Raw genomic sequence first — 22,983 nt, 5'->3', positions numbered from 1 at the left:
ATATGCCAGATATGAACTGTTAATCATTGATGAGATCGGCTACTTGCCCATTCAGAGACATGAAGCCGACTTGATTTTTCAATTACTGAACATGCGGTATGAAACCCATTCAACCATTTTCACCACCAATATCTCACTTTCTGGATGGGGTGAATTATTCAGGAGTCCGGAAACAGCTGCAGCGATTCTGGATCGAATGGTACACCATGTAAAGATTTATAAAATCAAAGGTAAATCATACCGAATGAAACAAACTTAGACAACATTCATCCACAAATTGCATTGCCGAAAACCGACATTTCTAAATTGCCATAAACCTACATTTTTAAATTGCCGTTGACATGTAATAGAAAGTTTGAGCGGAAGTCCATTATTTTCCTATTTTTATCTATAGTGGCAGTGAGCATGCTGTATGCAGGAAAACCGACTGTGTCAGAAGCTGTGGAACATATTGATGAATTCACGATCACAGATTATAAATATTACCGTGATGAAATCCATTACCTTGCCGAAGCCGACGGAATGACATTTGAATTGTTTGTTGATGAAGGCGGCAGAGCCGATATCGGTACAGTATGTACAGGAAAATTTGCTGTTGCCGATATTAAAGGGCAGCGTAATTTCTTGAAGCGGAGCGACTACATGCAGCTGGCTTTAAACCAGATCAGCGGCCGGATCTATGAAGATACTCTGGATAGGACAGATTGTACATCAGGGAAAAAGACTGTGAAAATGAACCTTGCCCATTTTAGGTCTTTGTATATGGATAAGCTGTTGAACTATACTTCATTCGACTACAGGTTCGATCTTCTGACACTCAGTATCGGTAACAAAAGTTATATAGAAAGCGAGTTTTTTGATTCGCTGCAGAAATTGGGGATTTATCATCTGTATGTCATTTCCGGCACCCATGTCGCATTCATCAGTGCATTCCTTTATTTTGCATTCAGAAAAATGCGGCTGACGCTCCGGACAATCAAAATACTGCTGATCATTTCACTTTTGGCGTTTCTTCTCATAAATATTTTCAGTTCGAGTGTTTTCAGAGCAGTTTTCATGGCTGTGATGCTGATTGTCACATCCTTCTTCAATAAAAAACCGTATCTGATGATTATTTCGTTATCAGCCATTGTCCAAATCCTCCTAAACCCCTATATAGTCTTCCATGCAGGGTACCAATTATCATATATCACCACTTACTTTATTCTGCTGGCCAGACCGTTTATACAGGGGCAGAAGGCTTTTGTACAACTTCTGCAGATCACTTTGATTTCTGAAGTTTCAACGCTGTTGATCATCCTTGTACAATTCAATGAAGTCAGCATAAGCGGCATTATCATGAATATGTTTTTCGTGCCGTTGTTTTCGATTGTCATATTTCCCATGGTCATTTTATTCCAGGCTATGATGATATTGCCGAATATAGGATTTATAGATTACTTCTATCACTTTACTTTCACATTTCTGCAGGAGATGATTGCTTATCTCGCCAATCTGATCAAACACAGGTATGCAGTCAAAAATCTGCCGGAGTTCATTTATATGTGCATTGCAGCGTTTACATTCCTGATTGCCCGGAGCATTTGTAAACTTGATTATATGCGTTTATCAGTCTACGGCCTGTTACTTGTGGTTACAGTATACTCGGCAAATATCACCGACAGGGAGGATTTCACATTCACAATGATCGATGTCGGTCAGGGTGACGCTTTTTTAATCGAAGATCATAAAAGCGACCAGACGGTGATGATCGATACCGGGGGCGTATTTACTTTCGACGACAGGGAATCGATGCTTGCCGAGAAGACGGTTCTGCCATATTTGAAAGAACGGGGTATCGACAATATCGAGCTGCTGGTTTTAAGCCATATGGATATCGATCATGTTGGTGAAGCCGGTGATGTCATCAATAAGAAGAATGTGAGAAATTTGATGGTAAATATGGAAGATCCAAAACTGGACGAGTGGGCAGATGATATTATAAAAAATGATTTCAAGGGGAATGTGCTGCCGTCTGAAGATATATCGACGATAAATGTCGGAAACATCCTGATTGAGAATCTGGATGCAGCTTATCCCGGTGCTGAGAAGGATTCGAATGAACATTCGATAGTGTTGAAGGTGACACTGGGTCAGTACAGCTTTCTGATGACAGGGGATATGACCGAAGCGATGGAAGAACATATGGTCATGCAGAAAAATGATCTGCAGGTGGATATACTGAAACTTGCCCATCATGGTTCCGATACTTCAACGGGAAAGGCAATTGTTGAAGCGGCATCCCCGTCCTACGCATTGGTTTCAGCTGGAAAAGATAACCAGTACGGCCATCCCCATCAGGATGTGCTGGACAGGCTGACCGGGATTGAAATACTGAGTACGAAAGATACTGGAATGGTACAATTGAATATTAAAAGTGATAGACTGTGTGTCCGGGCCAAATTGGATGAAGCATTAAATCATTGCATTAAAAAAGAGCTGAACCATCAGCTCTCTGAATAAAATTTACCCGAGCAATCTACTGACGATCTCAAATGCATGAGCAATAACGTAGATTGTTGTAAGACCGAGGAAACCGACAACAAATGCCAGACCGGAGTCCACAACGTCATTATTTTTTGATTGTACATTTTTTTCGAACTTATTCATTTAGAAAAACCCCCTAAACTATTCAACATCTATTATAGGATAATTTCCTGATAAAAGCTATAATAGATTTATGATTTGATGTGGAGTGAAAAAAATGAACTTAATCCAAGTGATATATGGAACAAATATTATACGAATAGAAGAAAGTGCCAGGAAAATGGCAAAAGATTTTCTCGGAGAAATTGATGAATTCAGTCTGGTCTCTTTGAATTACAGGGAGACGCCGGTAGAAAACTTGATCGAGGAAGCACAGACACTGCCTTTTTTATCAGATAAAAAGGCGATTATAGTTAACGATGCATATTTTCTTACAGGTGCCAAAACAAAAAGTGATGTTGAACATAACATTGATCTGTTCATTGACTATCTCACAAATAAAAATGACGACACGCTTCTGATCTTCAAAGTGTTTAATGAACAGCTTGATAAGAGAAAGAAAATAACGAAACTCATTCAGAAAGAGGGTGCGGTCACGGAGGTAAAAGAGATGACCGAACCTGAAATAAGAGCTTTTATCATTGATTCTCTTAATGAAGAAAATATGAATATCGATGATATGGCTCTTGATATGTTTCTAGAAAGGACAGGCATAAGTTATTCCAACGTCAAAAGTGAACTGGATAAAGTCGTCCTGTACACAGATCATACGATTACTGCAGATGATGTGGACGATGTTGTAAGCATCAGCATGGAACAGAATATATTCAAGCTTACAGAACTTGTTTTGAACGGCAGGAAAGATGAGGCTGTAAAACTGGTCAGGCAGCTGATACTGCAAAAAGAAGAACCGATGCAGTTGCTGCATCTGATCATCAGCCAGTTCAGACTGCTGTATCAGGTCAAGCTGCTTTCAAACGAAGGGTTCGCCCAGGATTATATTGCAAAAAATTTGAGGGTCCACCCGTACAGGGTGAAGCTTGCAATGAGAGAAGTGAGGAAACACCGCCAGGATAAACTGGAGGAGAAGATGGTCATATGCAGGAATATGGATTATAAGTTCAAATCCAGTTATCTGGGCAGAAATACATTATTCGAACTGTTTGTGATGGAAATATAAAAATAAAAACCTTCTTGAAAAAGAAGGTTTTTATTTAGTCATTAATTTAGATTTCATACGTGATGCTTTATTGGCATGAATTAAGTTTTTCTGACTTGACTTATCTACATGTTTAACTGCGTGTGCAATGAGTGCATCAACATTTTCAGCATTTTCAGCTTTCGCAGTTTCTGCGCGCTTAACGGCAGTTCTCATCGCGTTCTTCTGAGCAATGTTTGCATCTCCTGCTTTTTGGCTGGATTTTACTCTTTTAATAGCAGATTTAATATTAGGCATAACGTCACCTCCACAATTTAGTTGTACAACTTTAATTGCAACAAGAAGTATTTTACCAAATTAGAATGTGTTATGCAATATAAAGCCGGAAATGAATTGAAGATAATAATGATAATTGGTATAATATTAACATTCGAGTGTATAGAAAGTTGGGTATTAATGAATGATAATGAGCGTATAGCAAGGCAAGAAAAAATTAGGAATTTTTCAATTATTGCCCATATAGATCACGGGAAGTCCACTCTGGCCGACCGTATATTGGAAAACACAAAATCAGTGGCTGACAGGGAAATGAAAACACAGCTGCTTGATTCGATGGACCTGGAAAGGGAACGGGGCATCACGATAAAATTGAATGCAGTTCAATTGAAGTACACTGCTAAAGACGGGGAAGATTATATATTCCATCTGATAGATACGCCGGGCCACGTAGACTTTACCTATGAAGTTTCACGTTCACTTGCAGCATGTGAGGGTGCGGTTTTAGTGGTCGATGCTGCACAGGGGATAGAGGCGCAGACATTGGCCAATGTCTATCTAGCACTGGATAACGACCTTGAGCTTATGCCTGTCATTAACAAGATAGACCTGCCTGCAGCTGACCCTGAGCGTGTCGCGCAGGAAGTGGAAGATATCATCGGTCTGGATAAGGATGATGCAGTGCTTGCATCTGCGAAATCGAATATAGGCATCGAAGATATACTGGAAACGATTGTTGACATGGTACCGCCGCCCGACGGAGATGTGAGTGCTCCGCTGAAGGCACTGATATTCGACTCGATGTATGATCCATACAGAGGGGTCATATCTTCGATCAGAATCGTTGACGGTGTAGTTAAGCCTGGAGATAAAATCCAGATGATGGCAACGGGTAAAACTTTCGAGGTGGCTGAAGTTGGTATCAATACACCGAAACCGATGCCGGTAAAAGAATTATCGGTCGGTGATGTCGGCTACATAGTTGCTGCCATTAAAAATGTCGGTGACTCACGTGTAGGGGATACGATCACACATGCGGATAATCCGGCAGCAGAACCTCTGGAAGGTTATAAGACCATGAATCCGATGGTTTTCTGCGGAATGTATCCAATAGATTCCAACCAGTATAATGATTTGAGGGAAGCATTTGAAAAGCTTGAGCTGAATGATTCATCCCTGCAGTATGAACCTGAAACATCGCAGGCTTTAGGTTTCGGTTTCAGAACGGGGTTTCTGGGTCTCCTTCATATGGAAATCATACAGGAGAGGATAGAAAGGGAATTCGGTATTGATCTGATTGCGACGGCACCATCAGTCATTTATGAAGTATCCATGACCGATGGGTCAATTGTCAGTGTGGACAACCCTGCACAAATGCCGGACCCCCAAAAGATCGATCGCATTGAAGAGCCTTATGTTAAAGCACAGATAATGGTGCCGAATGATTATGTCGGTGCTGTAATGGAGCTCTGTCAAAAAAAGAGAGGTAATTTCATCACGATGGATTACCTGGACGACATAAGGGTAAACATTATATATGAAATCCCGCTGTCCGAAATAGTATTTGATTTCTTTGACCAGCTCAAATCGAATACTAAAGGATATGCATCTTTTGATTATGAAATCATAGGCTATAAGGAAAGCAACCTTGTTAAGATGGATATTCTGTTGAACAATGAGAAAGTCGATGCCCTCAGCATCATTGTTCACCGCGACTTCGCTTATGAACGCGGAAAGATCATTGTTGAAAAACTGAAAAAACTGATTCCAAGGCAGCAGTTCGAAGTACCAGTCCAGGCCGCCATCGGACAGAAAATAATTTCGAGGACGAATATAAAGTCCATGGGCAAGAACGTACTCAGTAAATGTTACGGCGGGGATATCAGCCGTAAGCGTAAATTATTGGAGAAGCAAAAAGAAGGTAAAAAGAAAATGAAATCTGTAGGATCAGTAGAGATACCACAGGAAGCATTCCTGTCTGTACTGAAAATGGATGAAGATTGATAAAGCCACATTTTGTGGCTTTTAATTTTGTTGGGAAGTGTTAAAATGAAAAGCTTGTATATCCATATCCCCTTCTGTAACCGGATATGCACTTACTGTGATTTTACAAAAGTGCTTATTAAAAACCAGCCGGTTGATGAATATATAGATGCATTGATAATGGAACTTGAAAGTCTGGAGCATAAAAATTTTGAAACAATATATGTGGGGGGCGGAACTCCGACCGCACTCAGTCCGAAACAGCTTGAGAGATTATTGTCCTTCATAGCAGAAAGATTCACGGTTTCAACTGAATATACTTTTGAAGCGAACCCTGACGAAGTCACTACAGAGAAACTCGATCTGCTTAAAAATTATGGGGTGAACAGGGTCAGTCTCGGTGTCCAGTCGTTCAATGATGAAATTTTGAAAGTGCTGAACAGGAGCCACAACTTTGATGATATTTTCAAAAGTATCAATCACCTGGAGAAAATCGGCCTTACAAACTATTCCATGGATCTGATGTACAATCTCCCGGGTGAGACGATGAATGATATTGAAACGAGCCTGAAATATGTTGAGCAGTTGAAGCCCAAACATATTTCCTGGTACTCACTGATCATCGAACCGCACACCGTATTCTATAATCAAATTAAGAAAGGTGCGCTTAAAATTGCCGATGATAACGTGGAAGCTGAAAAGTATGAGCGTGTGATGGAAGGGCTTGGAGAGCTGGGGTATCCTCAATATGAAATTTCAAACTTCGCCACTTCTGAATTTGAATCAGCTCATAATAAAACGTACTGGCTGAATGAACATTATTATGGAACTGGTGCAGGAGCTCATGGCTATGTAGGCAATCAGCGCTATTACAATATCAAACCCGTACCTCATTATATTAAATCAATGAATGAAAATAATACTGTCGTAAAAGAGACGATATCTTTAACAGAAGTTGAACAGATAGAAGAAGAAATGTTCTTGGGTCTCAGAATGACGGAGGGTGTCTTAAAAGAAAGATTTAAGGATAGATATGGCATGAGCATTGATGAATATTATAAAGATGAGTTGAACTATCTCAAGGATAAGAAATGGATCAGAGATGACGGTATCAACGTCTCTCTGACTGAAGGCGGCCGAATGGTAGGCAATGAAGTTTTCATGTCATTTTTAAAGTCCACATAAATTGAGTTTAATGATTGACATACTTTGACCAATTTGATAAATTATATTTAGCACTCGAAGACGAGGAGTGCTAAAGAGGTGAAGTCAATGCTTACAAATAGGCAAGAACTCATCTTATTTTTAATTGTGGATGAATTTTTAGCCGCCATGGTTCCCGTTAGTTCGAAACAAATTATTCAAAAATATCAACTTGATATTTCCAGTGCTACGGTTAGAAACGAAATGGTTATACTTGAGGCATCAGGCTTTTTAACAAAACCGCACACATCAGCAGGAAGAATGCCATCGAGAGAAGCACTCAAGTTTTATATTAAAAAGTTAAGCGATAAGTTAGATGAAGAAACTCAACCTGAAACTGTTCATCTCAATTTACAAAAACATCATACGCCGGAAGAACTGTCCGGAAACATCGCAGAAAAAATCAGTACCAGGACCAACTATTTGACTGGAGTATCATTTCTTGGTAAGGATGAAATAGTCAAAGCGATCTACTTCACGCCTTTAAGTGAAATCATGCTGTTGGTGATCATTGTTCTGGATTCCGGAAATATTAAAAAGGTACCGGTCAAAATGGATTATGATGTATCATTGGAAACGTTGGAACTGCTGACGAACTATTTCAATCAGATCGTCGTAGATACTCCATTACAGAACTTATCCCGGGTGCTGCGTACATCATTAAAAAACACCGAATTACAGCGTATGATTGTCAATGTAGCTAATAATATCAGTAATGATATTAAAGAGCCCAGAAAATTCACCGGTTATTCTGGATTTAATCATTTAATCCATCAGATCAGCGAAGATACAATGACTTTGCAATTGCTCTATGATGATCTGGAGTCAAAACAGCTGGACAATATAGTGGATGTATCTGAAATATCAGGAGTCAATGTATATCTGGGAGATGAATTGCCTGAGGATTATCATTCAATTTCCATCATTACCACCAATTTGAAAATTGCGAGTTTTGAAGGGAATCTGATGATTGTCGGTCCGGAAATGATGGGTTATAAAAAAGTGATCAAACTATTACATGCTATTAATAATCAGAGCACAAAAGGAAGTGAATAATTTGTTCGATAATGAAAAAGAGCAACAGCCGGATGAAAATCTGGCGAATGAAGAAAAGTCGGAAGACAATTCTTCGGTGTCGACTGAAACTGCTGAGAATGAGATTGATTCAGAAAGCAGCGCCGTATCAGAAGAAACGGCTGATGAGGTTGATCCGCACCAACAGGAAATCGACAATTTAAAAGAAGAGGTGAAGTCCCAGGAGGACAAATATTTGAAACTCTATGCGGAGTTTGAAAACTTCAAACGCCGTAACAAACAGGAAATTGATCTTAATAATAAGTACAAAGAACAAAAATTTACAGAAGATCTTCTGCCTGTAATTGACAACCTGGAAAGAGCGATGGACATTGAAGGAGAAACCGAGGCATTTGCTTCTTTGAAAAAAGGGGTAGAGATGGTTTATAATGATTTCCTCAATATCTTCAGCAAACATGATATTACCGTCATTGAGTCCACAGGAAAAGAGTTCGACCCGAATGTCCACCAGGCAGTAATGACAGAACCGTCAAAAGAGGGGTCAGGAGTTGTAATTGAAGAATTCCAAAAAGGCTATATGTTGAAAGACCGTGTGATCCGACCTTCGATGGTTAAAGTCAGCGAGTAACAGGTATACAATTAATATGATAAATAATTTAATATATGGAGGCTATTTTTAAATGAGTAAAGTAATTGGTATTGATCTAGGAACAACAAACTCTGTAGTATCCGTTCTCGAAGGCGGAGAAGCTAAAGTAATTCAAAATGCTGAAGGTAATCGTACGACACCTTCTGTTGTATCATTCAAAAATGATGAAATCCAGGTTGGTGAAGTAGCTAAACGCCAGGCAATCACAAACCCGGATACAATATTGTCAGTTAAAAGACATATGGGTACAGACCATAAAGAAAAAATTGGTGATAAAGAATATACACCTCAGGAAATTTCTGCGATGATTCTTCAAAACTTGAAAGAAACAGCTGAAAGCTATTTAGGTGAAAAAGTGGAGAAAGCTGTTATTACTGTACCAGCTTACTTCAATGACTCAGAACGTCAGGCAACTAAAGACGCTGGTAAAATCTCAGGTCTTGAAGTAGAAAGAATCATTAACGAGCCGACTGCAGCAGCACTTGCGTACGGCCTGGACAAACAGGAAGTTGATCAAAAAGTACTGGTATTTGACCTTGGCGGTGGTACTTTTGACGTATCCATCCTTGAACTTGGTGACGGTGTGTTTGATGTACTTGCAACTGCAGGTGACAACCGTCTTGGCGGTGATGATTTTGATGATGTAATCATTGAGCACCTGGTGGATACTTTCAAAAAGGAAAATGGCATCGACTTATCGAACGACAAAATGGCAATGCAGCGTCTGAAAGATGCAGCTGAAAAAGCGAAGAAAGAATTATCAGGTGTATCTTCAACTCAAATCTCATTACCATTCATCTCAGCAGGAGATGCTGGTCCGCTTCACCTTGAAACATCACTTACACGTGCGAAGTTCGATGAACTTACACATGATCTTGTAAAACGTTCAATGGAGCCGACTAAACAGGCAATCAAAGATTCAGGCATCAGTAAAAATGAAATCGATGAAGTAATACTTGTCGGTGGTTCTACAAGAATTCCGGCTGTTCAGGAAGCAATCACAAAAGAGATCGGCAAAGAGCCGAACCGCAGTGTAAACCCTGACGAAGTCGTAGCGATGGGTGCTGCAATCCAGGGCGGTGTATTATCCGGAGACGTTAAAGATGTTGTACTTCTAGACGTAACACCATTATCACTTGGTATTGAAACGATGGGTAATGTTTCAACTGTCCTTATCGAAAGAAATACAACAATCCCTACAAGCAAGTCAGAGACATTCTCGACAGCGGCAGACAACCAGCCCGCAGTAGACATCCACGTATTGCAGGGTGAGCGTCCTATGGCAAGCGATAACAAAACTCTCGGCCGTTTCCAGTTGACTGATATCCCGCCAGCTCCACGTGGAGTACCTCAAATCGAAGTGACTTTCGATATTGATAAAAACGGCATTGTTAACGTAACTGCCAAAGATCAAGGTACAGGCAAAGAGCAGAAGATTACCATCCAGTCTTCTTCAAACCTGACTGATGATGATATCGACAGAATGGTTAAAGAAGCTGAGGACAATGCAGAAGAAGACAAGAAGCGCCGTGAAGAAGTTGAAACACGCAACGCTGCCGATCAGCTGATCTTCACAACTGACAAAACAATCGAGGACTTGGGCGACAAAGTTGAAGCGGATGAAAAAGAAAAAGCAGAAACCGCAAAAGAAGAACTCAAAACTGCACTGGAAGGCGAAGATTTGGAAGAGATCAATGCCAAAAAAGATGCTCTTGAGGAAATCGTCCAGGGAATGTCCATGAAACTATACGAACAGATGGCCCAGGAACAGCAGGCCGGTGAAGATGCAGAAGGCAGCGAATCTTCTGAAAATGATGTAGTGGATGCAGACTTCAAAGAAGTCGATGATGACGAAGAAGATAAAAAATAATCACTGAATTAAAAGTCAAAGCCAATTGCATTTGGCTTTGACTTTTTTAAATGTTATGATTTGGAAGTTGGAGGGATATTTGGATGGCTAAAAGAGACTATTATGAAATACTTGGTGTAGAAAAAAGTGCATCAAAAGATGAAATAAAAAAAGCATATCGAAAATTATCAAAGAAATATCATCCGGACATCAACCAGGAAGAAGGTTCGGATGAGAAATTCAAAGAGGTTGCAGAAGCATACGAAGTATTATCGGATGAAAATAAACGCTCCCAATATGACCGTTTTGGTCATGAAGGCATGAAATCACAGTTTGGTGGCGGCGGTGGCGGCTTCCAGAGTTCAGGTGGTTTTGGCGGCTTCGAAGATATATTCAGTTCATTTTTCGGCGGCGGCCGTCAGGCTGATCCAAATGCTCCCCGTAAAGGTGATGATCTGCAGTACACAATGACAGTGGATTTTGAAGAAGCTGTATTCGGTGTCACTAAAACAATAACAATCAAAAAAGAAGTGACTTGTGATACATGTGATGGCAACGGTGCGAAACCGGGCACATCCAAATCAACCTGCAGCATGTGCAGCGGCGCAGGCCGTGTAGCTGTGGAGCAGAATACGCCATTCGGACGTATCCAGACTGAGCGCACATGTCCGACATGTGAAGGTACGGGGCAGGAAATCAAAGATCCTTGTAACAAGTGTAAAGGTACGGGAACAGTTACGAAAGATGTGGACATTGAAGTGACAGTACCTGAAGGTGTTGATAACGGTCAGCAGATCCGGGTCCAGGGCCAGGGCGAACCGGGTGTAAACGGCGGTCCTGCAGGCGATTTATATATTGTTTTCCGGGTTCGACCTGATTCAAGATTTACACGTGACGGCGATGACATCCACTATGAACTCCCAATCACATTCGCGCAGGCCGCACTGGGTGATGAAGTCAAAGTACCGACAATCAGTTCAGAAGTGGTGCTGACGATACCGGCCGGCACACAGACCGGCAAAAGATTCCGGTTGAAGGAAAAAGGTGTTAAAAATGTTCACGGCTACGGTTATGGAGATCAGTTCATCACTGTTAAAGTCGTTACACCGACTAAACTTTCAGATGATGAAATTGAAATCTTTAGAAAGCTGGCTGAACAGGGCGGCGAAAAGATCAATGAGCAGCAGGAGAATATTTTCGACCGTACAAAACGCTTCTTCAAAGGAGATTAAAAATGAAATGGCATGAAGTTGCAATTCATACCGTTGAAGAAAATGAAGTGAAACTCTCCATCTTCCTCAACACGATATCCAAAGGTGTCTCCGTAGAACATTCAATAGATATACTGAAGCAGAAAGTGGATAATTTCGACGAAAAATTCAGGCTCGACCCACGAGATTATCCGGACTCAAACATCAGACTTGTCGTTTATTTTGATGACACACAAAATATTGATGACCGTTTAAAAGAGATTGAGGAATATATTGCTCAGGCAGATCTCGCAGAAAAAGATGATATTGACATCAACCGAAAAGTCATTGAGGAATCTGACTGGGAGAACGAGTGGAAAAAGTATTTTCACAGCTTCAGGGTTTCAGATACATTTGTCATCGTCCCTTCATGGGAAATGGAAGATTACAGTTATGAGGAAGCAGACCGGCTGATCAAGCTGGACCCGGGCATGGCGTTCGGCACCGGTGATCACCCGACTACAAGCATGTGCCTGAAATTTATAGAAGGCATCGTGAAGCCTGAACATAAAATCATTGATGTCGGCACCGGGTCGGGTATACTGTCAATCGCTTCACATTTGATGGGGGCGAGATTCATCAAAGCGACCGACATCGACGAATTGTCCATCAAGGTGGCATATGATAATTTTCAGATCAATGACTGCGAAGAGGATATCATTCTGGAAACCGGCGATTTACTGAAAGATGAAAATGGTCAGTATGATATAGTGATTGCCAATATTCTGGCGCACATCATTGAAGAGATGATCAATGATTCATATGATAAATTAACTGCCGGCGGTCATTTTATCGCCTCAGGCATCATCGTCGAAAAAAGGGATGACATTGTGGACCAAATGTCTGAAGCAGGTTTTAAAATCAATGAAATTCTTGAAGACGGCGGCTGGGTAAGCATATTAGCAGAGAAGGTATGATTTCATGCAGAGATATTTCACACAGGATCAATTGAATATTAATGAAACTTTTGAAGTAGCCGGCGAAGATACGCATCATATTATAAATGTGATGCGTTTTCGTGTTGATGATACATTTGAAATGGTCGACGGCATGAAGAATGTTTATTTATGTAAAATCATAAATATTGAAGAGCAGACGGTTACTTATCTACCGGTTGAAAAATATGAGAACAGTTCTGAAATGCCTGTCCGGGTGACAATCATCTGTCCGATGTTAAAAGGGGAGAAATTCGAGTGGATGCTCCAAAAATCCACAGAATTCGGAGCGTCAGAATTCATCATTTATGAAGCGGACCGGAGCATTGTCAAACTGGATGATAAGAAAAAAGATAAAAGGCTCATCCGCTACAGAAGAGTGATCAAAGAGGCCAGCGAGCAAAGCAAACGGACTGTCATACCGGACATACATTTCGGCGGTAAGCTAAAGCAGTTTGACCTGTCCGGTTTCGACCATACCGTCATTGCCTACGAAGGTAATGCCCATGATCAATCATTGTCCTTGAACAGGCTCGAAAAGTTCAAGGATGGAGAATCTCTTGCATTCATCTTCGGTCCCGAAGGCGGGCTGACCGAAGGTGAGGCCGGCTTTGATACGGCATTAAAAACTGTCAGACTCGGCCCTAGAATACTGAGGGCCGAATCTGCACCGCTGTATTTTCTGTCTTCAATGAGCTATATATATGAATGAGCCTGATTGAAGGACCATATATATTATGATATTATGTTTAATGTTATCATAATATTTTTAAGAGAGATTTGATATATATGAATGAGAAAACAATCGCATTCCATACGCTGGGCTGTAAAGTGAATCATTATGAAACAGAAGCGATGTGGCAAATATTTAAAAATGATGGATATGACCGCATAGATTTTGAAAAGAATGCCGATGTCTATGTCATAAACACATGTACTGTGACAAATACCGGTGACAAGAAGAGCCGTCAGGTGATCCGTCGCGCAATCCGTAATAATCCGGATGCTGTAATTGCTGTTACAGGCTGTTATGCACAGACATCACCGAAAGAAATTATGAATATAGCCGGTGTAGATATAATCATAGGTACTGAAGACAGAGATAAACTTCTCGGCTATGTCAACCAGTACCACGAAGAACGCCAGCCGATCAATGGTGTCAAAAACATCATGAAAAAGCGTACATATGAAGAGATGGATGTGCCTTATTTCACAGACCGTACACGTGCGACTTTAAAAATACAGGAAGGCTGTAATAACTTCTGTACTTTCTGCATCATTCCATGGGCACGTGGATTGATGCGCTCCAGAGAACCGGAAAAAGTGATCCAGCAGGCACAAAATCTTGTGGATGAAGGCTATAAGGAAATCGTTCTCACTGGAATCCACACAGGTGGATACGGTGAAGATTTGAAAAATTACAACCTTGCACAGCTTCTGAGAGACCTGGAAGAAATCGACGGACTCAACCGTCTGAGAATTTCCAGTATAGAAGCGAGCCAGCTGACTGATGAAGTCATGGATGTAATCAGGCACTCGAACAAAATAGTGAGACATCTGCATGTGCCTGTACAGTCTGCCAGTGATTCCGTATTGAAGCGAATGAGAAGAAAGTACACTATGGAATTCTTTGAATCCCGCATATTGAAACTGAAAGAAATCATGCCGAATGTAGCGATCACAAGCGATGTTATTGTCGGCTTCCCGGGAGAAACAGAAGAAGAGTTCCAGGAAACTTATGACTTCATCAATAAACATCATTTTTCAGAGCTCCACGTCTTCCCTTACTCCATCAGGACAGGAACGCCTGCAGCTAAAATGAATGACCAGATTGATAATGATACGAAAAATGAGCGTGTCCAGAGACTGATTGATCTGTCAGACCGTCTTGCATTGGAATATGCTGAATTTTTCAAGGATGATGTTCTGGAGATCATCCCTGAAGAGTTTAAAGACGGCAAACTTGTGGGACATGCGGATAATTATATGAAAATAGAAATCGATGGTGACGAATCATTAACCGGAGAACTTGTGAAAGTAAAAGTGACTGAACCCGGATATCCTTTGAGCCGTGGTGAAATTGTCAAAATACTGGAAAAGCCGATGGTTAAAAATTATGCTTATCTTGAGCGTACAATATAGTTTATTTGGAGGTAACATTATGAAAGTTTCAAAGTATATCGACCATACATTATTGAAACCTGCCGTGACCCAGGATGAGATTTTCCAGTTATGTAAGGAAGCAAAAGAATATGACTTTTTCAGTGTGTGCATCAACCCGGCATGGGTTCAGACTGCGGCTGATCTTTTACAGGACACTGACGTTAAAGTATGTACTGTCATAGGATTCCCGCTCGGTGCTGCAACATCTGAAGTGAAAGCATTCGAAACAATGAATGCAATACAGAATGGTGCGGATGAAGTGGACATGGTCATCAATATCGGTGCACTGAAATCAGGCAACGATGACCTGGTATTCAATGACATTAAAGCAGTGTGCGATGCTGCAGGAACGAATGCACTGGTTAAAGTAATCATTGAAAGTGCGCTCCTCGACAGCGATGAAATTGTCAAAGCGAGTGAATTGAGTAAAAAAGCCGGCGCAGATTTCGTAAAAACATCCACAGGTTTCAACGGCGAAGGTGCTTCTGTTGAAGCCGTGACTTTAATGCGTATGACTGTCGGTGAAGAAATGGGCGTTAAAGCGAGCGGCGGTGTCCGTTCAGCTGAAGATGCCATGAAAATGATCGAGAGCGGTGCAACACGCATCGGCGCATCCAGCGGTATTGAAATTGTTACAGGCGGTATATCTGAATCAAATTATTAAAATTAAGTTGACCTAAAAAGTTACTTATATTATAATATTTGAGTACATAGTAATGCTATGTTCAGATTAGCCTTTTGTTTATTCGGAGGGAGGGAAATTTATGACTAAAACAAACGTTAAGAAGAACGAACCTATTGAAGATGCACTACGACGTTTTAAGCGTAATGTCTCAAAAAACGGCACAATTCAGGAAGCCCGTAAAAGAGAATTTTATGAAAAACCTAGTGTTAAGCGTAAGAAGAAGTCTGAAGCAGCAAGGAAACGTAAATTTAGATAATATATCCTCCCTCGGATAATTTATCATATTTAAAGACAGTACTATTTTATATAGTACTGTCTTTTTTCATACGTAATAGCACAGTATATTTATTTTTATACCTTTTATATGTATAATGAAAATGGAGGGGATTTACATGGCGATAATTGATACATTTTTGATAGGAAATATTGTGAATACATTCAGGGATGTTATTACTATGCCTGTAATTGCCTTTATATTACTAGCTGTCTTCATTATCGGACTGGTAATGCAACTATTTTCTGAACAATTCAATTTTTATGGTTTACTTTCTATCGCTGCTATTATTTTATTTTTCTCCGGGCATTTACTTATAGAAGGCAGTAATCTCCTGGCGCTCTCATTATTTGTACTCGGTGCATTTTTGATTATTATAGAGTTTTTTGTAATCGGTACCTTTTTGGGAATACTTGGGGTCATTCTACTGCTACTCAGTATTGTCCTTGTCAGCGGAAATATGATTATGTATTCAATTTTTCTGCTGATTATAATTATTATTGCATCCTTTATGGTGGTGGGGCTTATCAAATCTAAGAAAAGAAAAATTCCGTTTTTAAACAGATTGATTCTGAATGAAGCGACAGATACAGAATCCGGATACACATCATTTGATGATCGTTCACATTTAGTTGGTGAAACAGCAATTACTGTTACACCGCTCAGACCATCAGGAACGATACGTTACGGAGAGGAAAGAATAGATGCTGTTGCTGAAGGGTCTTTTATTACAGCGGATAAGAAAGTTAAAGTTATACATGTTGAAGGAACCAGAGTCGTTGTCCGTCCTATTGAAGAATAACACTAATTTAAAGGAGAGTTTTACATGGATCTAATGTTTATATCCGGTGGATTATTAACAGTCATATTTTTAATTGTTGTAATCTTTATCGTATTGTCATTTATCCTGTCATTTGTCCCGGTCGGTTTATGGATTTCAGCAATTGCTGCCGGAGTCAAAGTGGGAATATTCACATTGGTAGGTATGCGTCTAAGACGTGTTAAACCGAAACGTGTCATTGAGCCGATGATTAAAGGTGATAAAGCGGGTATTGATTTGAATACGAATCAGCTCGAGGCTCACTTCCTCGCAGGAGGTAACGTTGACAGAGTGGTTGATGCTCTGATTGCAGCTCACCGTGCAGATATCAATTTAACATTTGAGCGTTGTGCGGCTATCGACCTTGCAGGCCGTGATGTTTTAGAAGCAGTTCAAATGAGTGTAAACCCGAAAGTTATTGAAACACCGTTTATAGCAGGTGTGGCAATGGACGGTATAGAAGTTAAAGCGAAAGCACGTATTACAGTACGTGCAAATATCGACCGTCTCGTTGGTGGTGCAGGAGAAGATACGATTGTGGCACGTGTAGGTGAAGGTATTGTATCCACTATAGGTTCTTCGAAGAAACATTCAGATGTACTTGAAAACCCAGATCGGATTTCTCAGACAGTACTTGCCAAAGGGCTGGATTCCGGTACTGCTTTTGAAATCTTATCCATAGATATCGCAGATGTGGATATCGGTAAAAACATTGGTGCTGACCTGCAGACTGAGCAAGCTGTAGCTGATAAGAACATTGCACAGGCAAAAGCTGAGGAACGCCGTGCAATGGCTGTTGCCCATGAGCAGGAAATGAAAGCCCGCGTTCAAGAAATGAGAGCGAAAGTGGTTGAAGCAGAATCTAAAGTACCACTTGCATTTTCTAAAGCACTTGAAGACGGCAATATTGGTGTCACTGAGTATTACGATTTGAAAAATGTCGAAGCAGACACCAGTATGAGAGATTCTATCAATAAGATGACTAATCCGACTCGTTATAATGAAGATGAAGAATAGGTCGTGATGTTATGGAAGCGTTACTGCCCCTATTAATATTTGCAGGCGGCGTAATATACTCTGTCATAGCCAGTAAAGGTGACAAGAGTAAAGGCAAAAGAAATATCGACCCGAGTAAAATGGAAAGGCCAGGACGTGCGGCGCCACGTCGCAGACCGGCTAATAATGAACCGGAAAGAGAACAGTCAGGCGGTCTTTTTGACGAATTGAAACGTGAATTCAAAAAAGAATACGATAAGACGATGGGCGAACCAGAAACAGAGACGAAAAGCCAATCCCGCAAAATGTCACAAGAAAACATAAAACGACGGGTGGAAGAAGAGCGTCAAAATCTTGAGGACAGAAGACAGCGTGAGAAACAAAGGCCTTCTATGCGTCAAAGATCTCAGAATAAAACGTATGAAGATAAAAAACCGGTTGAAAGAAGACAGCCTGAAAGAGCATCAAGAGCGAGAGACAGTGTATATACCGGTGCGCATGATGCGAAAGATGATGTTGAAGTGGCTGGGTCCGCTGAAGGCATCGGCAGAGAAATTACCGAAAGAGCACGCTACACATATGGTGATGAACGCACAGAAATGCACGAACGCGACAAAAAGAAGAGTGAAGGTTTCACTTCAAGAGATCTTACATTCGACAGAAAAGCTGTTGTTAACGGTATTATTTTTAATGAGATTTTAGGTAAACCCAAGTCGAAAAGATAGTATTCAAAACACATATCAATTTATTGATATGTGTTTTTTATGTTTTAAATAGTACAATGAAGAGAATAGAAGTATTAAGCAGGAGGTGTGAATAGTGGATATAGATATTAAGAAAGGCGAGAATATGTTTTTCGTAGGTGAGGATGAATTAAACCCTGAAGCTTACGTTTCTTATAAAGTCAACGATGACGGTGATCTGATCATTGACAGTACACAAGTCGCCAATCAGCTGAGCGGCCAGGGCGTCGGCAGCACGCTCGTCAATATGGTCATCGAGTATGCCAAAGACGAAGATAAGAAAATCGTTCCGGAGTGCCCATTTGCGAGAGCAGTCATGGAGCGTGAGGAAGATACGAAAAAAATGATAAAGTAGAAAAATAAGCTCATTTATATTGAGCTTATTTTTTATGTTTAATTATTCACAAAAATGTACCAAAAGCATTATTATGAATGATTATTTTTAATTTATAATAGTGTTAAGAGGTGACATTATGAAATTCAAAAAACAAAATCAACACGGTGCGTGGGCAATGATGTTCATGCCGCTTATTCTTGGTATTGCAGCAGGAGGATTTCACCCGTCACAAATATTGTACGGAATCGGCTGGATGCTCATGTTTTTTGCAGCAGATCATGTTTTGATGTTCATTAAACGGATGAAAAGGAAAAAGGAGTACGGATATTTGAAAGCAGCCGGGATGTTTGGAGCAATTGCTGTCCTCCTGTTCATCTATCCATTGTTTGTTGAGTACCGGATCATTTATTTCTTTTTGGCGATGATGCCATTAGGAGCGATAACAAGTTATTTTTCAATGATCAGGGACGAAAGAAATATCATTAATGACATTGTAGCCATTCTCATATTTTCGATTGCGGGCGGGGGCATTGCCTATTTAAACACTCATGAATGGACACTTGGCATTACTGTTGTAATTCTTGTCAGTTTATTTTACTTTGTCGGTTCGGCACTGGTCGTGAAGACGATAGTCAGAGAACGGAAGAATATCAGATACCGCAATGCTTCATACATATATCATGCAGTGTTATTTCTCGGCATGCTGCTGTGGCACTACACACTGGGTATCGCCTTCTTAATCGGTATTATCAGGGCGGTGGGTGTTTATGACAGAGGATGGACGCCGAAAAAGCTCGGGATTATGGAAATATTTCATGTGCTCTGGATCAGTGGGTGGGTAATTATATATTTGAATATCATTATTTAAAAGGACCCTTTTGAGGTCCTTTTTTAATGTCTATAAGTCAACCATAGGTTGATTTATATTATGAAAATTTCTAAATAAGAAGTATAAATTCACTTTTTACTGTTATAGAATATGTATAAGGAGGGCTTCACATCGATATTTTAATAGGAGAGAAAATAAAGAATCATCGTAAACAGTTAAATTATACACAGAGTGATGTCGCGGAATTTCTTAATATCAGTAAAGCTGCAATTTCGAAATGGGAAAAGGGCCACAGTATACCTGAGGTAGTTTACATTATACAGCTGTCCAAGCTGTTTAACACGACGATTGATGAATTGGTGAACAGTTCGGTAAAACATACCAAAGAAGATATTAAAAGACTTTATCACTTTTATTCAAGAAGATTTTCCACCGAACCTTTTGATTTTACGGTTGCTGAAGTGGATGAATATGCAAAAAAACATTTTAATGATTACAGTTTATTATTACAGTTCAGTGTACTTTTAATGAACCATCATCAGTTAAAACCTCAATCCAAAGTTGTCCAGGATAATGCTGTAAAATATATCAGTCGTATAATAAAACATTCCGATTCACTTTTTGAAAAAGAGCAGGCAACTTTCCTTTTGGCATCCATTTATTTGCAGCGTGGTCAAAATGACAGTGTAATAGAACTTCTGGAGGGTGCGCGGCTGCCAAAATTACCGGCCAATATAGTATTATCATTATCTTATTTACAGAAGGATGAGCGGATGCAGGCGAACCAAACGTTGCAGGCTGAAGTCTATCAAAATATCATTTTTATTATGAATAGCCTGACAGTAATGATTCAGCATCAGGTGCATAGTAATTCTGATCAATTGATAGACAGGGGATTAAAAATAGCGCAGACTTTCGATCTAAATAATCTCCATCCGAATTCGATGATGAACTTTTATCTGGCCAGTGCAATATACAAAAGAGATGAACTGTACAGCTGCATAGCTTACTTGAAATCTTTTAATAAAATCGTTAAAAATATGATGGAAAACTATTACCTGCATGGAGATGATTTTTTTGATGAAATAGATGATTGGATCAAAGATTTTGACCTCGGAAACAATGCACCTCTCAATATCGCTACATTCAAGCGTCAGGTGCTGATTCAGGTCAGGTCGAATCCGCAGTTCGAACATATTAAAGATACTATAGAATTTAAAAATATCATTCATGATTTATCAAATATAGTAGGGGCGTGATACCGTGTTGTCAGAATCTGATTGGATCATATTTCTTATACCGCTTATTCTTTTGCAGGTGATTTTGATGATTACAGCGCTTGTGCTGATCATCAGACAGACTCATTTCAAATATTTTAATAAAATAATCTGGATAGTTATTGTGCTGCTGCTCAATATTATCGGTCCGGTATTATATTTTATATTGGAGAGAAGATAATATGGATATATTAAAAATAGAAAACTTGTCGAAATCATTCAATGATAAAAATGTGATTGACAACTTAAGTTTAATTGTCAGGGAAAATGAAATATACGGTTTTATAGGGAGTAATGGTTCAGGTAAGACTACGACCATGAATATGATTCTTGGACAACTGGAACCGAATGGCGGGGATATTTATGTATGCGGTGAAAAAGTCAATTTTGGTAATACAGAGACCAACAAATATATCGGCTATTTACCGGATGTTCCTGAATTTTATAATTATATGACTGCGCCACAGTATTTGAGATTATGTGCAAAGCTGACGGATTTAAAGAAAAATGAAAGAGAATCACGTATCGATTACTTGCTTAGTATTGTCGGATTGTCGGGTGAGCGCTCAAAAATCAAGGCTTACTCACGCGGTATGAAGCAACGACTTGGTGTGGCCCAGGCACTGATACATCAGCCTGAACTTCTGATATGCGATGAACCGACCAGTGCACTCGACCCAAAAGGAAGAATGGAGCTGCTGAAGATATTAAAAGATATCACTGCAGAAACAACGGTGATATTCTCAACACACGTTCTGACAGATGTTGAAAGAATCAGTGATTACGCCGGTATTTTATACGAAGGCAACATAGTGAAGGAAATTGATTTATCTAAAACTGATTTTGGTGATAAGGGGATTGATCTCAAGTTGGACAGCAATGAATACAAAAGTTTGTCTGAGAGAATCGAGTTATCGCATTTACAAGGTGATAATTATCGGGCAGTTGATATTTCTTTACGCGACCTTTATCAACTGCTTTATACACTGGACATTCAGCCGTCCCAGCTCGAGCTTTCCAAAAAATCTCTGGAAGATATTTATTTGGAGGTGACACGGTGAATCAGATAATGACACTGCTGAATAAAGAGCTTGTGGAATCTTTGAAAACTTTTAAACTGCTTGCAATCATTATCACTTTTTTAATCATCGGTGTACTCAGTCCGTTTATTGTTCTCATAATGCCTGATATCCTGGAGTCGGCAGTCGTGGACTCCGGCATTGAAATGGTGATACCCGAACCGACCGCTGACCAGTCATATATGCAGTTCTTCAGCCACATCAACCAGCTTGGCTTTATCGTATTTCTGTTGTTATTCGGTGGTATATTGACCAACGAGATTTCCAGGCGGACACTGATCAATCTATTAACAAAGGGTTTGAAGCGGCATAATGTTGTACTGTCAAAGGTATTATTCATTTTGATTATATGGACTGTTATTTATTTTATGAGTGCCATGATCACTTATTTATATACAGTATACTTTTTTGATGAAACAGTTCATCATCTGCCGGCAGCATTATCCACAACATGGCTTTATGGAATATTCCTGATCAGTCTGATATTTTTATTTTCCGCTGCTTTTAAAAATTTTATAGCGGTGATATTTTCCATAATAGGAGTAGTAGTCGTCATGATGATACTCACAGTATTTCCAAGTATAGAAATGTTTGTACCTCAGCATTTGCTTTCCTTGAATATGGAGTTGATCATCGGGGAGAAGGATTTAAGCGATACACTTACACCTGTGGCTGTCACACTCTCAGCCTCTATACTTGTTTTCATATTGAGCATTTTTATTTTTAATAAAAAAACATTGGTTTGATATTAAGGCTGTTCAGGGGTGAACCGCCACCCGTCAAGTAGACACTAAAATAATAAAACAGTTATGTAGCAGCCTGTGCCCGAAATTCTACCGGTGCCAGGCTGTTTAATTGTGCTTGTAAACGTTTGTGATTATAGAACTCAATATACTGCTCGATATCGCTTTCCAA

Annotated in this window: 26 protein-coding genes and 1 pseudogene; 24 read left to right on the top strand and 3 right to left on the bottom strand. The window is 39.9% G+C overall.

Annotation, left to right across the window (positions count from 1 at the left end):
* Window positions 1–259, top strand: a 259-nt coding sequence (locus BLR15_RS12075) for an ATP-binding protein (protein WP_143003986.1), incomplete at its 5' end; no start/stop codon positions are given.
* Window positions 260–393: 134 nt separating this feature from the next.
* The gene (locus BLR15_RS12070; protein ID WP_143003985.1) at window positions 394–2,502 is read left to right on the top strand and encodes a DNA internalization-related competence protein ComEC/Rec2; all 2,109 of its coding nucleotides are present in this window, start codon (window positions 394–396) and stop codon (window positions 2,500–2,502) included.
* Window positions 2,503–2,505: 3 nt separating this feature from the next.
* Here the strand turns inward: BLR15_RS12070 and BLR15_RS12065 are convergent, their stop codons facing one another.
* The gene (locus BLR15_RS12065) at window positions 2,506–2,649 is read right to left on the bottom strand and encodes a YqzM family protein (protein ID WP_092987863.1); all 144 of its coding nucleotides are present in this window, start codon (window positions 2,647–2,649) and stop codon (window positions 2,506–2,508) included.
* Between the two features lie 94 nt (window positions 2,650–2,743).
* Between BLR15_RS12065 and holA the strand changes: the two genes are divergently transcribed.
* Window positions 2,744–3,706 carry a DNA polymerase III subunit delta gene (holA, locus tag BLR15_RS12060; protein WP_092987861.1) on the top strand — a complete coding sequence of 321 codons (963 nt, stop codon included), beginning with the start codon at window positions 2,744–2,746 and terminating at the stop codon, window positions 3,704–3,706.
* A gap of 30 nt (window positions 3,707–3,736) precedes the next feature.
* Here the strand turns inward: holA and rpsT are convergent, their stop codons facing one another.
* Window positions 3,737–3,982 (bottom strand): 30S ribosomal protein S20, encoded by a 246-nt coding sequence (gene rpsT / locus BLR15_RS12055; RefSeq protein WP_092987859.1) that lies wholly within the window; start codon window positions 3,980–3,982, stop codon window positions 3,737–3,739.
* A gap of 159 nt (window positions 3,983–4,141) precedes the next feature.
* Here rpsT and lepA point away from each other — a divergent pair, with 159 nt between their 5' ends.
* The 21 genes and pseudogenes from lepA (at window position 4,142) to BLR15_RS11955 (ending at window position 22,814) form a co-directional block, all read left to right on the top strand.
* Entirely contained in the window at window positions 4,142–5,965 is a 1,824-nt protein-coding gene (gene lepA / locus BLR15_RS12050; RefSeq protein ID WP_092987857.1) for a translation elongation factor 4, read from the top strand.
* A 45-nt stretch (window positions 5,966–6,010) separates the two neighbouring features.
* Window positions 6,011–7,129 (top strand): radical SAM family heme chaperone HemW, encoded by a 1,119-nt coding sequence (gene hemW / locus BLR15_RS12045; RefSeq protein WP_092987855.1) that lies wholly within the window; start codon window positions 6,011–6,013, stop codon window positions 7,127–7,129.
* An 87-nt stretch (window positions 7,130–7,216) separates the two neighbouring features.
* Window positions 7,217–8,203, top strand: coding sequence for a heat-inducible transcriptional repressor HrcA (gene hrcA, locus BLR15_RS12040; protein ID WP_092987853.1), 987 nt, complete (start codon window positions 7,217–7,219; stop codon window positions 8,201–8,203).
* The gene (grpE, locus tag BLR15_RS12035) at window positions 8,196–8,810 is read left to right on the top strand and encodes a nucleotide exchange factor GrpE (RefSeq protein WP_407927605.1); all 615 of its coding nucleotides are present in this window, start codon (window positions 8,196–8,198) and stop codon (window positions 8,808–8,810) included. Before hrcA ends, grpE begins: the two co-directional genes overlap by 8 nt.
* A 52-nt stretch (window positions 8,811–8,862) precedes the next feature.
* Window positions 8,863–10,701, top strand: a complete 1,839-nt coding sequence (dnaK, locus tag BLR15_RS12030; RefSeq protein ID WP_092987848.1) for a molecular chaperone DnaK — start codon at window positions 8,863–8,865, stop codon at window positions 10,699–10,701.
* An 83-nt stretch (window positions 10,702–10,784) separates the two neighbouring features.
* Complete coding sequence (gene dnaJ, locus BLR15_RS12025) at window positions 10,785–11,912, top strand: molecular chaperone DnaJ (RefSeq protein ID WP_092987846.1); 1,128 nt, start codon at window positions 10,785–10,787, stop codon at window positions 11,910–11,912.
* Between the two features lie 2 nt (window positions 11,913–11,914).
* Window positions 11,915–12,847 (top strand): 50S ribosomal protein L11 methyltransferase, encoded by a 933-nt coding sequence (gene prmA / locus BLR15_RS12020; RefSeq protein WP_092987844.1) that lies wholly within the window; start codon window positions 11,915–11,917, stop codon window positions 12,845–12,847.
* Between the two features lie 4 nt (window positions 12,848–12,851).
* Window positions 12,852–13,577 carry an RsmE family RNA methyltransferase gene (locus tag BLR15_RS12015; protein ID WP_092987842.1) on the top strand — a complete coding sequence of 242 codons (726 nt, stop codon included), beginning with the start codon at window positions 12,852–12,854 and terminating at the stop codon, window positions 13,575–13,577.
* A gap of 77 nt (window positions 13,578–13,654) precedes the next feature.
* Complete coding sequence (mtaB, locus tag BLR15_RS12010; protein ID WP_092987840.1) at window positions 13,655–15,007, top strand: tRNA (N(6)-L-threonylcarbamoyladenosine(37)-C(2))-methylthiotransferase MtaB; 1,353 nt, start codon at window positions 13,655–13,657, stop codon at window positions 15,005–15,007.
* A 19-nt stretch (window positions 15,008–15,026) separates the two neighbouring features.
* Entirely contained in the window at window positions 15,027–15,692 is a 666-nt protein-coding gene (gene deoC / locus BLR15_RS12005; RefSeq protein WP_092987838.1) for a deoxyribose-phosphate aldolase, read from the top strand.
* A gap of 100 nt (window positions 15,693–15,792) precedes the next feature.
* Window positions 15,793–15,969 (top strand): 30S ribosomal protein S21, encoded by a 177-nt coding sequence (gene rpsU, locus BLR15_RS12000; RefSeq protein WP_052256435.1) that lies wholly within the window; start codon window positions 15,793–15,795, stop codon window positions 15,967–15,969.
* Between the two features lie 136 nt (window positions 15,970–16,105).
* Window positions 16,106–16,789, top strand: a complete 684-nt coding sequence (locus BLR15_RS11995; RefSeq protein ID WP_092987836.1) for an NfeD family protein — start codon at window positions 16,106–16,108, stop codon at window positions 16,787–16,789.
* Between the two features lie 24 nt (window positions 16,790–16,813).
* Window positions 16,814–17,824, top strand: a complete 1,011-nt coding sequence (gene floA, locus BLR15_RS11990; protein WP_092987834.1) for a flotillin-like protein FloA — start codon at window positions 16,814–16,816, stop codon at window positions 17,822–17,824.
* A gap of 11 nt (window positions 17,825–17,835) precedes the next feature.
* Window positions 17,836–18,528, top strand: coding sequence for a hypothetical protein (locus tag BLR15_RS11985; RefSeq protein ID WP_092987832.1), 693 nt, complete (start codon window positions 17,836–17,838; stop codon window positions 18,526–18,528).
* Window positions 18,529–18,622: 94 nt separating this feature from the next.
* Window positions 18,623–18,901, top strand: a complete 279-nt coding sequence (locus BLR15_RS11980; RefSeq protein ID WP_245696786.1) for a GNAT family N-acetyltransferase — start codon at window positions 18,623–18,625, stop codon at window positions 18,899–18,901.
* 118 nt (window positions 18,902–19,019) lie between these two features.
* Window positions 19,020–19,751: a YwiC-like family protein gene (locus tag BLR15_RS11975; RefSeq protein WP_092987830.1), complete on the top strand. Its 732-nt coding sequence runs from the start codon at window positions 19,020–19,022 to the stop codon at window positions 19,749–19,751.
* A 131-nt stretch (window positions 19,752–19,882) separates the two neighbouring features.
* Window positions 19,883–20,065 (top strand): annotated as a pseudogene (locus BLR15_RS14490) (helix-turn-helix transcriptional regulator); the annotation flags it as partial.
* A 3-nt stretch (window positions 20,066–20,068) separates the two neighbouring features.
* Entirely contained in the window at window positions 20,069–20,971 is a 903-nt protein-coding gene (locus BLR15_RS11970; RefSeq protein ID WP_245696784.1) for a hypothetical protein, read from the top strand.
* Between the two features lie 67 nt (window positions 20,972–21,038).
* Entirely contained in the window at window positions 21,039–21,170 is a 132-nt protein-coding gene (locus BLR15_RS11965; RefSeq protein ID WP_092987867.1) for a PLDc N-terminal domain-containing protein, read from the top strand.
* A gap of 1 nt (window position 21,171) precedes the next feature.
* Window positions 21,172–22,050, top strand: coding sequence for an ABC transporter ATP-binding protein (locus BLR15_RS11960; protein WP_092987826.1), 879 nt, complete (start codon window positions 21,172–21,174; stop codon window positions 22,048–22,050).
* A complete protein-coding gene (locus BLR15_RS11955; protein ID WP_092987824.1) occupies window positions 22,047–22,814 on the top strand; it encodes an ABC transporter permease in 768 nt (255 codons plus the stop codon). Before BLR15_RS11960 ends, BLR15_RS11955 begins: the two co-directional genes overlap by 4 nt.
* 61 nt (window positions 22,815–22,875) lie before the next feature.
* On the opposite strand, the gene BLR15_RS11950 is transcribed toward BLR15_RS11955, so the two are convergent.
* Window positions 22,876–22,983 (bottom strand): IS3 family transposase, encoded by a 108-nt coding sequence (locus BLR15_RS11950; protein ID WP_092987822.1) that lies wholly within the window; start codon window positions 22,981–22,983, stop codon window positions 22,876–22,878.

Origin of the sequence: Lacicoccus qingdaonensis (assembly GCF_900101075.1) — a bacterium.
Classification (GTDB): Bacteria; Bacillota; Bacilli; order Staphylococcales; family Salinicoccaceae; genus Lacicoccus; species Lacicoccus qingdaonensis.
This window is presented reverse-complemented; position numbering and strand designations above follow the sequence as displayed.

Bases quoted from the DNA above. Each gene is read 5' to 3' on its own strand.
- BLR15_RS12065 (WP_092987863.1), bottom strand. From the start codon at position 2,649: ATGAATAAGTTCGAAAAAAATGTACAATCAAAAAATAATGACGTTGTG.
- holA (WP_092987861.1), top strand. From the start codon at position 2,744: ATGAACTTAATCCAAGTGATATATGGAACAAATATTATACGAATAGAA.
- rpsT (WP_092987859.1), bottom strand. From the start codon at position 3,982: ATGCCTAATATTAAATCTGCTATTAAAAGAGTAAAATCCAGCCAAAAA.
- lepA (WP_092987857.1), top strand. From the start codon at position 4,142: ATGAATGATAATGAGCGTATAGCAAGGCAAGAAAAAATTAGGAATTTT.
- hemW (WP_092987855.1), top strand. From the start codon at position 6,011: ATGAAAAGCTTGTATATCCATATCCCCTTCTGTAACCGGATATGCACT.
- hrcA (WP_092987853.1), top strand. From the start codon at position 7,217: ATGCTTACAAATAGGCAAGAACTCATCTTATTTTTAATTGTGGATGAA.
- dnaK (WP_092987848.1), top strand. From the start codon at position 8,863: ATGAGTAAAGTAATTGGTATTGATCTAGGAACAACAAACTCTGTAGTA.
- dnaJ (WP_092987846.1), top strand. From the start codon at position 10,785: ATGGCTAAAAGAGACTATTATGAAATACTTGGTGTAGAAAAAAGTGCA.
- prmA (WP_092987844.1), top strand. From the start codon at position 11,915: ATGAAATGGCATGAAGTTGCAATTCATACCGTTGAAGAAAATGAAGTG.
- BLR15_RS12015 (WP_092987842.1), top strand. From the start codon at position 12,852: ATGCAGAGATATTTCACACAGGATCAATTGAATATTAATGAAACTTTT.
- mtaB (WP_092987840.1), top strand. From the start codon at position 13,655: ATGAATGAGAAAACAATCGCATTCCATACGCTGGGCTGTAAAGTGAAT.
- deoC (WP_092987838.1), top strand. From the start codon at position 15,027: ATGAAAGTTTCAAAGTATATCGACCATACATTATTGAAACCTGCCGTG.
- rpsU (WP_052256435.1), top strand. From the start codon at position 15,793: ATGACTAAAACAAACGTTAAGAAGAACGAACCTATTGAAGATGCACTA.
- BLR15_RS11995 (WP_092987836.1), top strand. From the start codon at position 16,106: ATGGCGATAATTGATACATTTTTGATAGGAAATATTGTGAATACATTC.
- floA (WP_092987834.1), top strand. From the start codon at position 16,814: ATGGATCTAATGTTTATATCCGGTGGATTATTAACAGTCATATTTTTA.
- BLR15_RS11985 (WP_092987832.1), top strand. From the start codon at position 17,836: ATGGAAGCGTTACTGCCCCTATTAATATTTGCAGGCGGCGTAATATAC.
- BLR15_RS11975 (WP_092987830.1), top strand. From the start codon at position 19,020: ATGAAATTCAAAAAACAAAATCAACACGGTGCGTGGGCAATGATGTTC.
- BLR15_RS11965 (WP_092987867.1), top strand. From the start codon at position 21,039: ATGATTACAGCGCTTGTGCTGATCATCAGACAGACTCATTTCAAATAT.
- BLR15_RS11960 (WP_092987826.1), top strand. From the start codon at position 21,172: ATGGATATATTAAAAATAGAAAACTTGTCGAAATCATTCAATGATAAA.